Origin of the sequence: Actinomyces sp. ZJ308, assembly GCF_011752065.1 — a bacterium.
Lineage (GTDB): Bacteria > Actinomycetota > Actinomycetes > Actinomycetales > Actinomycetaceae > Actinomyces.
Map to the genome: position 1 here is coordinate 64807 of NZ_JAAIJY010000006.1, position 14858 is coordinate 79664.

General features: G+C 68.1%; 15 protein-coding genes and 2 tRNA genes. 14 read left to right on the top strand and 3 right to left on the bottom strand.

The window, feature by feature from the left end:
- Nucleotides 1-32: 32 nt before the first annotated feature.
- The 3 genes from yidD to rpmH are packed head-to-tail and all read right to left on the bottom strand — an operon-like array spanning nucleotide 33 to nucleotide 900.
- Nucleotides 33-350 (bottom strand): membrane protein insertion efficiency factor YidD, encoded by a 318-nt coding sequence (gene yidD, locus HCR68_RS04750; RefSeq protein ID WP_167146875.1) that lies wholly within the window; start codon nucleotides 348-350, stop codon nucleotides 33-35.
- Nucleotides 351-380: 30 nt separating this feature from the next.
- Nucleotides 381-740, bottom strand: a complete 360-nt coding sequence (gene rnpA / locus HCR68_RS04755) for a ribonuclease P protein component (protein ID WP_167147047.1) — start codon at nucleotides 738-740, stop codon at nucleotides 381-383.
- A 22-nt stretch (nucleotides 741-762) separates the two neighbouring features.
- The gene (gene rpmH / locus HCR68_RS04760) at nucleotides 763-900 is read right to left on the bottom strand and encodes a 50S ribosomal protein L34 (RefSeq protein ID WP_026426261.1); all 138 of its coding nucleotides are present in this window, start codon (nucleotides 898-900) and stop codon (nucleotides 763-765) included.
- A gap of 607 nt (nucleotides 901-1507) precedes the next feature.
- Between rpmH and dnaA the strand changes: the two genes are divergently transcribed.
- The 14 genes from dnaA (at nucleotide 1508) to HCR68_RS04825 (ending at nucleotide 14740) form a co-directional block, all read left to right on the top strand.
- Complete coding sequence (gene dnaA / locus HCR68_RS04765; RefSeq protein WP_167147049.1) at nucleotides 1508-3205, top strand: chromosomal replication initiator protein DnaA; 1698 nt, start codon at nucleotides 1508-1510, stop codon at nucleotides 3203-3205.
- A 586-nt stretch (nucleotides 3206-3791) separates the two neighbouring features.
- Complete coding sequence (dnaN, locus tag HCR68_RS04770; RefSeq protein ID WP_167146878.1) at nucleotides 3792-4922, top strand: DNA polymerase III subunit beta; 1131 nt, start codon at nucleotides 3792-3794, stop codon at nucleotides 4920-4922.
- 13 nt (nucleotides 4923-4935) lie between these two features.
- Nucleotides 4936-6153 carry a DNA replication/repair protein RecF gene (gene recF / locus HCR68_RS04775; RefSeq protein WP_167146881.1) on the top strand — a complete coding sequence of 406 codons (1218 nt, stop codon included), beginning with the start codon at nucleotides 4936-4938 and terminating at the stop codon, nucleotides 6151-6153.
- Complete coding sequence (locus tag HCR68_RS14435; RefSeq protein WP_208320505.1) at nucleotides 6146-6892, top strand: DciA family protein; 747 nt, start codon at nucleotides 6146-6148, stop codon at nucleotides 6890-6892. Before recF ends, HCR68_RS14435 begins: the two co-directional genes overlap by 8 nt.
- A 329-nt stretch (nucleotides 6893-7221) precedes the next feature.
- Nucleotides 7222-9249, top strand: a complete 2028-nt coding sequence (gene gyrB / locus HCR68_RS04785) for a DNA topoisomerase (ATP-hydrolyzing) subunit B (RefSeq protein WP_167146885.1) — start codon at nucleotides 7222-7224, stop codon at nucleotides 9247-9249.
- A gap of 98 nt (nucleotides 9250-9347) precedes the next feature.
- Nucleotides 9348-12029, top strand: coding sequence for a DNA gyrase subunit A (gene gyrA / locus HCR68_RS04790; protein ID WP_167146888.1), 2682 nt, complete (start codon nucleotides 9348-9350; stop codon nucleotides 12027-12029).
- Nucleotides 12026-12511, top strand: a complete 486-nt coding sequence (locus tag HCR68_RS04795) for a DUF3566 domain-containing protein (RefSeq protein ID WP_009232717.1) — start codon at nucleotides 12026-12028, stop codon at nucleotides 12509-12511. Before gyrA ends, HCR68_RS04795 begins: the two co-directional genes overlap by 4 nt.
- Before the next feature lie 49 nt (nucleotides 12512-12560).
- Nucleotides 12561-12634: transfer RNA gene (locus tag HCR68_RS04800), tRNA-Ile, on the top strand.
- A 30-nt stretch (nucleotides 12635-12664) separates the two neighbouring features.
- The gene (locus HCR68_RS14180) at nucleotides 12665-12799 is read left to right on the top strand and encodes a DLW-39 family protein (RefSeq protein WP_009396342.1); all 135 of its coding nucleotides are present in this window, start codon (nucleotides 12665-12667) and stop codon (nucleotides 12797-12799) included.
- Nucleotides 12800-12831: 32 nt separating this feature from the next.
- Nucleotides 12832-12907, top strand: a tRNA-Ala gene (locus tag HCR68_RS04805).
- 98 nt (nucleotides 12908-13005) lie between these two features.
- Nucleotides 13006-13521, top strand: a complete 516-nt coding sequence (locus tag HCR68_RS04810; RefSeq protein WP_167146891.1) for an HXXEE domain-containing protein — start codon at nucleotides 13006-13008, stop codon at nucleotides 13519-13521.
- Between the two features lie 118 nt (nucleotides 13522-13639).
- Nucleotides 13640-14029, top strand: coding sequence for a hypothetical protein (locus HCR68_RS04815; RefSeq protein WP_167146894.1), 390 nt, complete (start codon nucleotides 13640-13642; stop codon nucleotides 14027-14029).
- Nucleotides 14026-14235 carry a helix-turn-helix transcriptional regulator gene (locus HCR68_RS04820; protein ID WP_167146897.1) on the top strand — a complete coding sequence of 70 codons (210 nt, stop codon included), beginning with the start codon at nucleotides 14026-14028 and terminating at the stop codon, nucleotides 14233-14235. Before HCR68_RS04815 ends, HCR68_RS04820 begins: the two co-directional genes overlap by 4 nt.
- 1 nt (nucleotide 14236) lies before the next feature.
- Nucleotides 14237-14740 carry a MarR family transcriptional regulator gene (locus tag HCR68_RS04825; RefSeq protein WP_167146900.1) on the top strand — a complete coding sequence of 168 codons (504 nt, stop codon included), beginning with the start codon at nucleotides 14237-14239 and terminating at the stop codon, nucleotides 14738-14740.
- The last annotated feature ends 118 nt before the right edge of the window (nucleotides 14741-14858 follow it).

Sequence of the window (14858 nt, forward strand, 5' to 3'; positions counted from 1 at the left end):
TTCAGCGCGAGCTCAGGGTGCGAGCCCGCATGTCAATCGGTTCGTCGAGACTGATCAGAGCTTGTCGATCGTGAGGCAACCATGAACCGGGGAACATCGCGGGGATGGTCGTAGCGCCAGCGCCCCTTGTCCGGAACATGATCGACCCCACCGGGGGTCAACGGGTTGCATCGCAGCAGGCGCCAGGCGGCCAGCAGCGCGCCCTTGATCGGACCGTGCACCTCCAGCGCCGTGACGGCGTAGGCCGAGCAGGTCGGGTAGTAACGGCAGGAGGCCGGCAGCAGCGGGGAGATGAAGCGCTGGTAGAGACGTACCGGAGCCAGAAGAACTCGCGTCAGCCATCGACTCATCGTTTCATCGCTCACTCGTGTCCGGTCGGCTCACCGCTGCCGCCCCTGGGGCTGAGGCTCAGCGTGACGCTCACGGCACCGATTCAGAAGCCGGTCCAGGTCCCTCCCCAGGGTGGTGCTGTCCGCACCGTCGGCACCGGCCAGTCCGCGCACGACGACGCGGGCTCCCGGTTCGAGTGCATCGACCCGCTGAGCCATGAGGGCTCTCACGCGACGCTTGACGCGGTTGCGACGGGTCGCCAACGGGATCTGCTTCTTGGGCACGACGACGCCGACGAGAGCCGGGGAGTCATCCCCTCTCCCGCCGGCGTGGTAGTGCACGACCAGCCTGCGGTTCCCGCAACGCGTACCCCGACGAATCGCGGTAGTGAAGTCCTCACCCCGCGCCAACCGGTGCGCCGCGCCGAGCACCTCAGGCCGCGAGGCGAGCGCGACCCTTGCGGCGTCGCGAAGCGAGGACAGCGCGACCTGCGCGGGTGGACATGCGCTTGCGGAAGCCGTGCACCTTGGCACGACGACGGTTGTTCGGCTGATAGGTCCGCTTGCTCACGGGCTTAACTCCTGCTTGAGGTGATCGGAACAGTGCATCGCGAGGCTCGCGGCACTGTCGCTCGTGCGGCTGCCCCATGGATCGGGACCTGACTCCGCGCGAACGTCTGCAACAGCCTACGTTTGGCCCTCTTGCCGGTCAAACGGATGCGGCCGACTGTGACCACTGTGACCGATGACGTTATCCACACCCCGTCCACACCTCATCCACAACGGGGTCCGTCCGTGTCCACCCCTGTGGGAAGCCACCCGTCCACAACCATGCGGATATGTGGATAACTCACTGATCTGTGTGCACCTTCTCAGTCACGCGGAGAATGGCTACGCAACGGCTACACATCTGTCATTCCCCGGGCTCGTGCCACATGATCGAGGACGACAAAACCTGGTAGTACCAGAGTTTTTTCTGAATACTGCCTGTGAGTCATTGCTCGACTTGTCCCCAGATGTGGACAAGTCTGTGGAGAGACAGCATGATGGGACGCCCGGCCAAGACCGTCCGGTTCGCCAGGTCCACACATCCCTGTCATCATCGACGCAGCGCCCTGGCCGACGCCGGTCGGGTTGCCGTCACCGGGTTCACCAACCATGCCGATCAGGAGTCCGTCGTGCCCGACGCCGCCAACACCAAATGGCTCTCCGCCCTCGAGGTGCTCTCCAGCTCCGGAGAGCTGGGCCAGGGCAAGATGTCCATGATTCGCATGACCCACCTCATCGACGTCGACGGCACCCTCGTCCTCGTCGTCGGCTCGGCCTTCGCCAAGGACATCGTCGAGCAGGCGCGCGGTCCCATCAGCGCCGCCATCACCCAGGTCTGGGGACGTCCCATGCCCATCGAGGTCACGGTCGACACCTCCTCGGAGGTGTCGCGAGCGCCGCTGCCGCCAGTGGCCCCCGAGCCCGTCAACCTGGCCACCGTCTCACCCGCGCCGTCATCCTCACCGGCACCCTCACCGTCGTCCTCACCAGTCATCTCGGGACCGTCCCCCCTCTCGGCCCCACCCGCAGCGGCCGGCGCCGTCTCCGTTCCCTCTCCGACCGCCTCCCCAACCGTGCCCGCTTACGGCGAGCAGCTCGGGGACCGGCCGAGCTATCCGGCATCCGCCTCCTCACCGGTACCCCACTCCCAGGCATCCGCGGCATCGGCCCCCTCGCCGACGTCGGGCTCCGCTCCATCCATGTCGGCCTTCCCCGGCGCCTACGGTCCCCAGAGCTCCACCGGGCTGCTCACCCCGACGGCGGCCCATGACGTCTCCCAGCTCAATCCGCGCTACACCTTCGACACCTACGTCACCGGTTCGTCCAACCGGTTCGCCCACGCCACGGCCCTGGCCGTCGCCGAGGCTCCGGCCCGCGCCTACAACCCCCTGTTCATCTACGGCGGCTCCGGCCTGGGCAAGACCCACCTGCTGCACGCCATCGGTCACTACTCCCAGACGCTCAATCCGGGGATTCGCGTCAAGTACGTCAACTCCGAGGTCTTCGTCTCCGACTTCATCGCCTGCGTGCGCGACGGCAACCAGGACGACGGACGCATGGAGGGCTTCAAGCGCCGCTACCGAGAGGTCGACATTCTCCTGGTGGACGACATCCAGTTCCTCCAGGGAAAGGAGTCGACTCTCGAGGAGTTCTTCCATACCTTCAACTCCCTGCACTCCTCGGGCAAGCAGGTCGTCCTCACCTCCGACCAGCCCCCCAAGGCCCTGGGCGGGCTCGACGAGCGCCTTCGCTCCCGCTTCGAGTGGGGCTTGCTGGCCGACGTCCAGCCGCCGGACCTGGAGACCCGCATCGCGATCCTCTCCCGCAAGGGCACCGCCGAGGGCCTCGACCTGCCCTTCGACGTCCTGGAGTACATCGCCTCGCGCATCACCACCAACATCCGCGAGCTCGAGGGCGCACTCATCCGCGTGACGGCCTTCGCATCCCTCAACAAGCAACCCGTCGACCAGACCCTGGCCGAGATGGTCCTCAAGGACATCATCTCCGACCCCGAGGGCCAGGAGATCACCATCTCCCTCATCATGGCGCAGACCGCCGACTACTTCGGCATCACCATCGATGACCTGTGCTCGGCCAACCGCTCGCGCACCATGGTCTCGGCCCGCCATATCGCCATGTACCTGTGCCGTGAGCTCACCGACCTCTCCCTGCCCAAGATCGGTCGGGAGTTCGGCGGGCGCGACCACACCACCGTCATGAGCGCCGACAAGAAGATCCGCACCCTCATGGCCGAGCGGCGCTCCACCTTCAACCAGGTCACCGAGCTGACCAGCCGCATCAAGCAGGCCGCCCAGTCACCCGCCTGACCCCCGTCCGACCCCCGTCCAACCACCGGCCCGTCCCCGGCGTTCCACGTCGCGACGGTGATGGAGGCGGGTGTGGACGGTGCTGAGGACGGCACGTGGAGGAGTGAGCGTGTCGTTGTGGAGGCCCGCCGCCCTCACTGTGGAATGACAGGGATGTCATTTGCTCCCTCCACCGGGACCCCCTCTGACTCACCAGAACCACCCACCTGTGCTTCCCCAACGGGATCGGCGTCCTGACGAGGAAAGATCCTGTTATCCCCAGCATCCACACGTGCTACTACACCTACAAAACAAGATGACAGGAATCGCGAAGCACGATCGGCCAACAAGGCCGGCCCGGACCCCGAGGAGCTTGTCATTCAGGGAGGCTCATGGGATGAGGATGGGTGATCGCTGGTGACGGAAGCGATTGGTACGGTCTACCGTCTACACTCTCGACCCAGGACTGTGCACCCAGCGGCGCGGTTCCTGTCACGACTACCTGCCGGCGACCTGCCGGCACGCATGTTCCGCATGTTCCTTATTCGGCTCAGCGGTGCCACGACGCCCGCTGACCGACCTACCACGATTGACGGAGGCACCTACCGTGAAGCTCAGGGTTGACCGAGACATCCTCGCCGAAGCCGTCACCTGGACTGCACGGTCCGTGCCCGCCCGCCCACCGGTGCCGGTGCTCGCCGGGGTGAGGCTGGAGGCCAAGGGCTCCAGCCTGGTCCTGGCCTCCTTCGACTACGAGGTCTCGGCGCACTGCGAGGTGGCCGCCGACGTCGAGGAGGACGGCGTCGTCCTCGTCTCCGGAAGACTTCTGGCCGATATCGCCAAGGCACTGCCGAACAAGCCCGTCGATCTGGAGGTCGAGGGCAACAAGGTGGCCGTCTCCTGCGGATCGGCCCGTTTCTCCCTGGCGGCCATGGCGGCCGACGACTATCCGGCGCTGCCGGTCATGCCCGCCGTCGCCGGAACGATCGACGCCCACGACCTGGCCCGCGCCGTCGCCCAGGTCTCCATCGCGGCCTCCCGCGATGACACCCTGCCCCTGCTCACCAGCGTGCAGATGGAGGTCGAGGGCAGCTCCCTGGTGCTCATGGCCACCGACCGCTACCGCCTGGCCATGCGGGAGCTGACCTGGTCCCCGGCCAACACGGAACTGTCCACCACGGCGCTGCTCAAGGCCCGCACCCTGTCCGACGTCGCCAAGTCCCTGACCTCCTCGGGCGACGTGACCGTGGCCCTGAGCAGCGAGTCGGCGGCCTCCAGCCTCATCGGCTTCGAGGCCGGTGGCAGGCGCACCACCTCCCTGCTCACCGACGGCGACTACCCGCCGGTGCGCCGCCTCTTCCCGGAGTCGACCTCGATCCACGCCACCGTGGGCACCGACGAGCTCATGGCGGCGGTGCGCCGCGTCAGCCTCGTCGCCGACCGCTCCACCCCCATCCACATGTCCTTCACCCAGGGCAACCTGGAACTCGACGCCGGACAGGGCGACGACGCCCAGGCCACCGAGCAGCTCGTCGCCCACCTCGAGGGCGACGACATCTCCACCGCCTTCAACCCCGGCTACCTCCTCGACGGCCTGGGCGCACTCAACCAGCCCTACGTCCGTCTCGACTTCACCCACGCCTCCAAGCCGGCGGTGCTCACGGGCATGGACTCCATCGGCGGAACCGAGGACTCCACCTTCCGCTACCTGCTCATGCCGATCCGCTTCGGAGCCTGAGACCTCACGGTGCATGTACGTCTCTGACCTCTCCCTGGACGACTTCCGCTCCTACCACAACCTGATCCTGTCCCTGGAGCCCGGCCCCAGCGCCTTCGTGGGCTCCAACGGGCAGGGCAAGACCAACCTGGTCGAGGCCGTCGTCTACCTGGCGACGCTCTCCTCCCACCGGATCGGAGCCGACACCGCCCTGGTGCGCCGAGCGGTGCCCGGTCAGAGCCAGCCGGCCGGCGCCGTCGTTAGAGCCCGGGCCGTCCACGGCGAGCGGCCCAGCGTCCTGGAGATCGAGATCATCGCGGGCAAGGCCAACCGGGCCCGCCTCAACCGGGGCGGCTGCCGGCCCCGCGACCTGCTCGGGGTGCTGCGCACGGTCGTCTTCGCACCCGAGGACCTCTCGCTGGTACGCGCCGAGCCCGGACTGCGTCGAGGATTCCTCGACGACCTGGTGGTCACCCTGCGCCCGGGCCTGGCCGGGGTGCGCAATGAGCACGACAAGATCCTCGCCCAGCGCGCCAGCCTCCTGAAGTCCGCCCGCGCCGCCCGCTCGTCGACGGCCTCCATGCTCTCCACCCTGGAGATCTGGGACGCCCAGCTCGCCGCGGCGGCCGCCCGGCTCATCGCCGCCCGGGTCGACGTCGTCCGGCGTCTGCGCCCCTGGGCGGCCTCCGCCTACGAGACCGTCTCCGGCAGCACCGGGGAGCGCTCGTGCGCCCAGCTCGCCTACCGCTCGAGCCTGCTCACCCATGAGGGATCCCCCGAGCCCGATCCCCACGACGAGGCGGCCTGGCTCGCCGGCGAGGAGTCGCTCCTCGACGAGGCCGCCGTCGCCGCCCGCCTGGAGAGCGCCATGGGTGAGCTCCACGCCCGCGAGATCGACCGCGGCGCCAACCTCGTCGGCGCGCACCGCGACGACCTCTCCCTGTTCCTGACCGGCCTGCCCGCCCGCGGGTTCGCCTCCCACGGCGAGCAGTGGTCGCTGGCCCTCGCGCTGCGCCTGGCCTCCTACGACATGCTGCGCACCGACGTCGACGCCTACGGCGGGGACGGTGAGCCCGTCCTCATCCTCGACGACGTCTTCGCCTCCCTCGACGAGCAGCGCCGCCGCGCCCTGGCCCGGATGGTGGCCGGGGCCCAGCAGGTCCTGCTGACCGCCGCCGTCGACGACGACGTCCCCGCCGAGCTCGCCGGCGCTCGGTACCGCGTGGCCGACGGCGAGGTCACCCGTGACTGAGCGCCCCCGAGCCACCGGTGACGGGTCCGCCGGCGAAGGCGGTGGAGCCGGTGGCGCTGCTGGTACCGGTGGCGCCGACCCGCTTCCCGACGTCCTGGCCCAGCGCGCGCTGACCCGCCAGCGCGCCCGCGCCTGGGAGAAGGGCGACAGCCGGATACCGACCCGCAGGCTGCGTGAGCCGGTCCGGGGAGGTCGCTCCGGAGATAGTGCGCAGGAGGCTGCGGAGAGGATCGCCCCCTGGGACCAGCGTCGCGAGCTGGCCCGGGCACTGGGACAGAACCCGGACGACCCGGCCGACCGCGGTCCCGGGCTGGCGCGCGGCCGCGACCGGCCCGGCCCCACCCCCTTCGACCCCCGCACCGGGCAGCGGGAGCTGCGCCGCATGGTGGCCGACAACGGCTGGGCCGGAAAGCTCGCGGTGGCCGGCGTCGTCGCCCGGTGGAAGACCATCGTGGGCGACCAGGTGGCCGAGCACTGCACCATCGAGTCCTTCGAGGCCGGACGCATCACCCTGCGCGCCTCGTCGTCGAGCTGGGCCCAGCAGCTGCGCCTCCTCCAACCGACCATCGAGGCCCGGATCGTCGAGGCCCTGCGCTCGGGCCCCGGCGGACGCCAGGCCGGGGGCATCAGCACCGCCGACGGGGTCGAGCTGCGGATCCTGGGACCGGCCGGACCCTCCTGGAAGCGCCGCGGCGTCGGCCTGCGCGGCACCCGTGGTCCGCGCGATACATACGGTTAGCGCTACCATGGGCAACACGTGTTCAACGCACCGGCCGCCGACCGTCGTCGGCACAAGGCACGAGGAGGGACACGAGGCGGCGGGCGACTCGGTGACCCGCGCGCGACAGAGGTGACCACGGGCACGCTCCCAGCTGCCCCCTGCACAGCGGGTCGAGAGCCTTTCTACGCTAGAATGCGGTGAAACCGCCCAAGGTGCGCCCAGGACCGTCCTGATGTACCCACCTACGTGTGCGCATGATCCTCCTCAGGATCGTCGCGTGAAGGGCTCGGACGGAGACATCGGACCACTGAGGTCCCGATGCGCACAGATTGAGGAGCAACTGACACGTGTCTGACCAGGACGCCACTGTGAATCATGATTACGGAGCCTCGGACATCACCGTCCTCGAAGGGCTCGAAGCGGTCCGGAAGCGCCCCGGCATGTACATCGGTTCCACCGGTGAGCGCGGCCTGCACCACCTCGTCTACGAGGTCGTCGACAACTCCGTCGACGAGGCCCTGGCCGGCTACTGCGACCACATCGAGGTCACTATCCTGGCCGACGGCGGCGTGCGCGTCAGCGACAACGGCCGCGGCATCCCGGTCGACGAGCACCCCACCGAGCACAGGCCGACCGTCGAGGTCGTCATGACGATCCTGCACGCCGGAGGCAAGTTCGGCGGCGGCGGCTACGCGGTCTCCGGCGGCCTGCACGGCGTGGGCATCTCCGTGGTCAACGCCCTGTCCACCCGGGTGGACACCGAGGTCCGCCGGCAGGGATTCGTCTGGCGCATGTCCTTCGCCGACGGCGGCCGCCCCATCACCGAACTGGTCAAGGGCGAGGCCACCGAGTCCACCGGCACCACCCAGACCTTCTACCCGGACCCGAGCATCTTCGAGACGGTCGACTTCGACTACGAGACGCTGCGCCGTCGCTTCCAGCAGATGGCCTTCCTCAACAAGGGCCTGCGCATCACCCTGACCGACGAGCGCGTCGGTGTCCAGGACGCCGGGGACGAGATCACCGGTGACGACTCCGCCCCCGACGCCCCCGAGGTCGGCTTCCGCACCGACTCCTACTGCTACGAGCACGGCCTGCGCGACTACGTCACCTTCCTCAACAAGTCCAAGAAGGCCGAGCTCGTCCACCCCGAGATCATCGACTTCGAGGCCGAGCAGACCCTGGGCGAGACCCACTCCATCAGCCTCGAGATCGCCATGCAGTGGACCAGCTCCTACTCCGAGTCGGTCCACACCTACGCCAACACGATCAACACCACCGAGGGCGGCACCCACGAGGAGGGCTTCCGCACGGCGCTGACCACGCTGGTCAACAAGTACGCCCGGGACAAGGGCCTGCTCAAGGAGCGCGACGACAACCTCACCGGTGACGACATCCGTGAGGGTCTGACGGCCGTCATCTCGGTCAAGCTCTCCGAACCGCAGTTCGAGGGCCAGACCAAGACCAAGCTCGGCAACACCGAGGCCCGCACCTTCGTCCAGCAGACGGTCTACGGGCAGCTCGGCGACTGGCTGGACTCTCACCCCTCCGACGCCCGCGCCATCATCACCAAGGCCTCCCAGGCCGCCGCCGCGCGCCTGGCCGCCCGCAAGGCCCGCGAGGCCACCCGCCGCAAGGGCGTCCTGGAGTCGGCCTCCATGCCCGGCAAGCTGAGGGACTGCTCCTCGAAGAACGCTGCGGACTCGGAGATCTTCATCGTCGAGGGAGACTCGGCCGGCGGCTCCGCCGTCGGCGGCCGCGACCCCGAGCACCAGGCGATCATGCCGATCCGCGGCAAGATCCTCAACGTGGAGAAGGCGCGCCTGGATCGGGCCCTGTCCTCCGACACGATCCGCAGCCTCATCACCGCCTTCGGCACCGGTATCGGCGAGGACTTCGACATCACCAAGCTGCGCTACGGCAAGATCGTCATCATGGCCGACGCCGACGTCGACGGCCAGCACATCGCCACCCTCCTGCTGACCCTCCTGTTCCGCTACATGCGCCCGCTCATCGAGCACGGCCACACCTACATCGCGATGCCGCCGCTGTACCGGCTCAAGTGGTCCAACGCCGATCACGAGTTCGCCTACTCCGACGCCGAGCGCGACAAGCTGCTGGCCGCCGGCCAGGACAAGGGCCGCCGCCTGCCCAAGGACGGCGGGATCCAGCGCTACAAGGGTCTGGGCGAGATGAACGACCACGAGCTGTGGGAGACCACCATGGACCCCACGACCCGCATCCTCAAGCAGGTCACGCTCGATGAGGCGGCCGACGCCGACGAGACCTTCGCGATCCTCATGGGCGACGACGTCGAGCAGCGGCGCTCCTTCATCCAGCGCAACGCCTCCGACGTCCGCTTCCTGGACATCTGAGCGGTCCCGATCGGCACTGATGGGCACTTGATGGGCACTGAGCCACCCGTGAACCGCCGACGCACCCCGGCGACATCCTCTGAACACGAAGGAATCCTGTGAGCGACGAAGTTGAAGAGATCATCGGCAACGAGGGGCTGACGGACGTCGTCACCCCCGAGCGCATCCAGCCGGTCGACCTCCAGATGGAGATGCAGCGCTCCTACCTCGACTACGCGATGAGCGTCATCGTGGGTCGGGCTCTGCCCGACGTGCGCGACGGGCTCAAGCCGGTCCACCGCCGCGTCCTGTACGCCATGTATGACGGCGGCTACCGCCCCACCGCCTCCTTCTCCAAGTCCTCCCGCGTCGTCGGCGACGTCATGGGGACCTATCACCCCCACGGCGACAGCGCCATCTACGATGCCCTGGCCCGCCTGGTCCAGTGGTGGTCGATGCGCTACCCGCTGGTGGCCGGTCAGGGGAACTTCGGCACGCCGGGCAACCTCGGGCCCGCCGCCCCCCGGTACACCGAGTGCAAGATGGCCCCCCTGGCCATGGAGATGCTCCGGGACATCGACGAGGACAGCGTCGACTTCCAGGACAACTACGACGGGCGCAACCAGGAGCCGGTCATCCTGCCGGCCCGGTTCCCCAACCTCCTGGTCAACGGCTCCGAGGGCATCGCCGTCGGCATGGCCACCCGCATCCCGCCGCACAACCTGCGCGAGATCGCCCGCGGCGCCCAGTGGTACCTCGAGCACCCCGACGCCTCGCGCGAGGAGCTGCTCGACGCCCTCATCGAGCGGATCCCCGGACCCGACTTCCCCACGGGCGCCACGATCCTGGGCCGCCGGGGCATCGAGGAGGCCTACCGCACCGGCCGCGGCTCCATCACCCAGCGCGCCGTGGTCAACGTCGAGGAGATCCAGGGGCGCCAGTGCCTCGTGGTCACCGAGCTTCCCTACCAGGTCAACCCCGACAACCTGGCCGACAAGATCGCCCAGCTCGTGCGCGACGGCCAGGTCACCGGCATCGCCGACATCCGTGACGAGACCTCCGGGCGCACCGGCCAGCGGCTCGTCATCGTCCTCAAGCGCGACGCCGTCGCCAAGGTGGTCCTCAACAACCTCTACAAGCGCACCCAGCTCCAGGACAACTTCCCGGCCAACATGCTCGCCCTGGTCGACGGGGTGCCGCGCACGCTGAGCCTGGACGGGTTCGTACGCCACTGGGTCACCCACCAGATCGACGTCATCGTGCGCCGCTCGCGCTTCCGCCTGCGCAAGGCCGAGGAGCGCCTCCACATCCTCGAGGGCCTGCTCAAGGCGATCGACGCCCTCGACGCCGTCATCGCCCTCATCCGGCGCTCGCCCACCACCGAGGAGGCCCGCACCGGCCTCATGGGCCTGCTGGACGTCGACGAGGCTCAGGCCGAGGCGATCCTCTCCCTCCAGCTGCGCCGCCTGGCCGCCCTCGAGCGCCTCAAGATCCAGGAGGAGTCCGAGGAGCTGCGCGCCCGGGTCAAGGACCTGCGCGAGATCATCGCCTCCCCGGAGCGCCAGCGGAGCATCGTCTCCGACGAGCTCGCCGAGGTCGTCGACAAGTACGGCGACGAGCGCCGCACCAGGATCGTGCCCTTCGACGGCGAGATGAGCATGGAGGACCTCATCCCCGAGGAGGACGTGGTCGTCACCATCACCCGCTCCGGCTACGCCAAGCGCACCCGCACCGACTCCTACCGCTCCCAGCACCGCGGCGGCAAGGGCATCCGCGGGGCCACGCTGCGCGAGGACGACGTCGTCGACCACTTCTTCGTCACGACGACGCACCGCTGGCTGCTGTTCTTCACCAACTACGGTCGCGTCTACCGGGCCAAGGGATACGAGCTGCCCGAGGGCGGCCGCGACTCCAAGGGCCAGCACGTGGCCAACCTCCTGGCCTTCCAGCCCGGTGAGGAGATCGCCCAGGTCATGGAGCTCCAGGACTACGACCAGGCCGACTTCCTGGTCCTGGCCACCCGCCGCGGCCTGGTGAAGAAGACGCGCCTGAGCGAGTACAACTCCAACCGCTCCGGCGGCGTCATCGCCATCAACCTGCGTCAGGACGAGGAGGGCAACTACGACGAGCTCGTCTCCGCCAGGCTCCTGAGCACCGGCCAGGACCTCCTCCTGGTCTCCCACGCCGGCCAGTCGCTGCGCTTCCACGCCGACGACGACACCCTGCGCCCCACCGGCCGGGCCACCAGCGGCGTGACCGGCATGCGGTTCCGTCCCGGCGACTACCTGTTGGCCATGGACGTCGTCGACCCCTCCTGGCAGGACGCCGACCTGTTCGTCGTCACCGAGGGCGGCTACGCCAAGCGCACCAACGTCGTCGACTACCCGGTCAAGGGCCGCGGAGGCCTGGGCGTCAAGGTCGCCAACCTCGTCGAGGCCCGGGGCAACCTCGTGGGCGCCCTGGTGACCGACTCCGGCGACGAGGTCCTGTGCATCATGGCCTCGGGCAAGGTGGTCCGCTCCGCCGTCGGCGAGGTCTCGCGCACCGGACGAACCACCCAGGGCGTGACTTTCGCCAAGCCCGACGCCGGAGACCGCATCATCGCGGTGGCCCGCAACACCGAGCGGGACATGGAGGAGGCGGTCGACGCCGCCGATAGCGGCCCGAGCGCCGACTCGGCCGACTCCGCCGGCCAGGTGCAGGCCGACGCGGCCCCAGAAGGTGAGACTGGCGACTCTCCTGCGGACTCAGCGGCTGACACGGTAGCGTTGGAAGACAACGAGAGTGAGGTTGAAGCATGAGCCAGCCGGTTTCCATGTCCCCTGACGGCGGGCAGTCCGCGGGTGCCGCATCCATTGTGGGTGGCGCGGATGCCTCGGGTGGCAAGAGCAAGAAGAGCAAGAAGACCATCGCCGGGCCGCGCCGTGTGCGTCTGGCCCTGACCAGGGTGGACCCCTGGTCGGTGATGAAGGCGAGCTTCCTGCTCAGCTTCGCCGGCGGCATCATGCTCATCGTCGCCACGGCGGTCGTGTGGTTCATGCTGGACGCCATGCACGTCTTCTCCACCATCGAGGACCTGGTCAAGACGGTGGCCGGAGAGCGATCCAACACCTTCTCCGCCATCGTGGCCTACCTGGAGCTGCCGCGAGCCCTGGCGGTCTCCACGATCATCGCCGTGGTGGACATGGTGCTGGTGACGGCGCTGACCACCCTGGGCGCCTTTCTTTACAACATCACCGCCACCCTGGTCGGTGGGATCCATCTCACGCTCGCGGACGAGTGATCGGATTTGGTCTCCCGTGGCCGGGTGGGTTAATCTCTTCCGGTCGCAAGGGCCTATAGCTCAGTTGGTTAGAGCGCATCCCTGATAAGGATGAGGTCGCTGGTTCGAGTCCAGCTAGGCCCACCGTCCGCGGTGAGACGATGAGGAGGTTTCATGAGGAACCGGGCAGTCGTATCAGCCGCGGTCTTTTCGTTCCTGGCCGCCGCCGGCTATGCCGCATGGCTCAGGTTCGAGGCGGCTCGCATGGAGCGCGCCGCATGGGCCGAGGTCACCGATCCCGTCGATTAAACGCCGGCGGAATAGGCGATCATTCTCCCTAAGGGGCCATGGCGCAATTGGTAGCGCACCTGCTTTGCAAGCAGGGGGTTACGGGTTCGAGTCCCGTTGGCTCCACCAGCTACTTCTTCTTCACATTCTCCGATCCCTGAGACGGACCATCAAGGCGGTCCACCTCGGGGACTTTTTTGTGTACCGTCGATATCGGAGGTGATGACATGGACTCCGTCTCACTGGTCACCGGAGGCCTGTTCTTCTCATGGCTGGCTCACGATGTCGAGGAGCTGGCGACGATGCCGGGATGGACCCACCCGGCCTTGGACAAGATCCCCTTCCTGCCCGACGATATCCGGCGCAACGGCTGCTCGCGCGAGCAGGTCTACCTGGGAATCGGTCTGATGGGCGGCCTCATGGCGGCCGCCTCGATCGACGGCTACCGCACGCGCGGGCGTTCGTTCCTCTATCAGGCCGTGCTCTACGGCTACGGCATGCACGCCTTCAGCCACCTGGCCACGGCCGCCCTCGCCCGGCGCTACACCCCGGGGTCGGCGACGGCGCTGCCGATCGTCCTGCCCTTCTGGATCTTCGCGAAGCGGACACTGCGAGCCCACGGGGTCGAGGTGCGATCTCATCCATGGGTCATTCCCGCCTTCCCGGTCGTTGTCGGCAGTGCCCTCGCAAGCGCGTACATGGTGACCAGAAGGTTGTCGAGAAATGGAAGGATATCGTCATAAAGGAAAGTAACCTTGACTGAATGACAAGGTAACTTTATAGTGGTGCTGGTAGCCGGGGCGAGTCGAACTGAACCTGCCGACCGATCCGCCCCATTGTCTCCATCGACGGAAGGCAGCCATGACCAGTGAACACAAGGCGGGTATCGCCTACTTCGCCCGCTTCGGCACCGGTGCCGTTCTCTACTCCGTCGGCGTCCTGCTCGGCATGCCCTGGGCCCGATCCCTGGGTGACAGTCCGTGGCGCTTCCTCGTCGCGCTGCTTCCGATGGCCGGGGTCGGTGTGTGCGCGTGGGCGATGATGAAGCTGGCCCACGAGGCGGATGAGATGCAGGCGCGCAAGGTGATGGAGGCACTCGTCATCTCGGCCGCCGGAACGGTGACGACCTCGATTGCCTACAGCTTCATGGAGGAGGTTGGGGCGCCCCGTGTCGACATCGAGTGGGTCGGCGGTGTGTGGGCCCTGTTCTTCGGCGTCGGGATGCTGTGGTCCAGCTGGCGGTACCGGTGAGGAACGATCTCAAGGTGCTGCGCGCGCAGCGCAGCTGGACCCAGGCCCGGCTCGCCGAGGAGCTGGGAGTCTCCCGCCAGACGGTCAACGCCCTGGAGGCCGGCCGCTACGACCCCTCCCTGCCGCTGGCCTTCACCATCGCGCGCGTCTTCGGTCTGACCATCGAGGAGATCTTCTTCCCCGACGACGACTCGACCGCCTCTTAAGATGACCACCATGAGCCGCTCCGTTACGATCCCGCACCCGAGGCGGGGTCGCCGTGCGCTCGTCGAGGACACCAGGGTGCGACTCGGCCTGCACATCAAGGCCGCGGAGCAGGCCATGATGGCCGCCAAGACCGAGGCCCTGCGGGGCTTCGGCATCACGGTCGCCCAGTACGCCGCCATGCTCTCCCTCTACTACGTGCCCGAGCAGTCCTCGGCGCAGCTGGCGAGAGCCGCGGCAGTCACCCCGCAGACGATGGCCACCGTCATCTCCAAGCTGGAGCAGAAGAATCTCGTCACTCGCCACCCCTCCTCCGATCATGCCAAGGTGCTTATCGCCTCACTGACCCCCGCCGGAGAGGCGCTGGTGCTGCGCGCCGACGAGGTCGCGCGGCGCATCGAGCAGCGCATGGCCGAGGCCTTCTCCGCCGAGGAACGTGAGCAGCTGACCGAGATGCTCGCGCGCGTCACCGCCGTCCTGCGCGACGAGCCGGCCGTCGGCCAGTAGAAACCGAGCCCGGGCCGGGTCCCCCGCATCCGCGGTCGAGACCCGATGATGATCTCCATATGCCCTCCTGTCGGCCGCCTTCAAGTATCAGATAACTGATACAGTGCTGATGACTGAT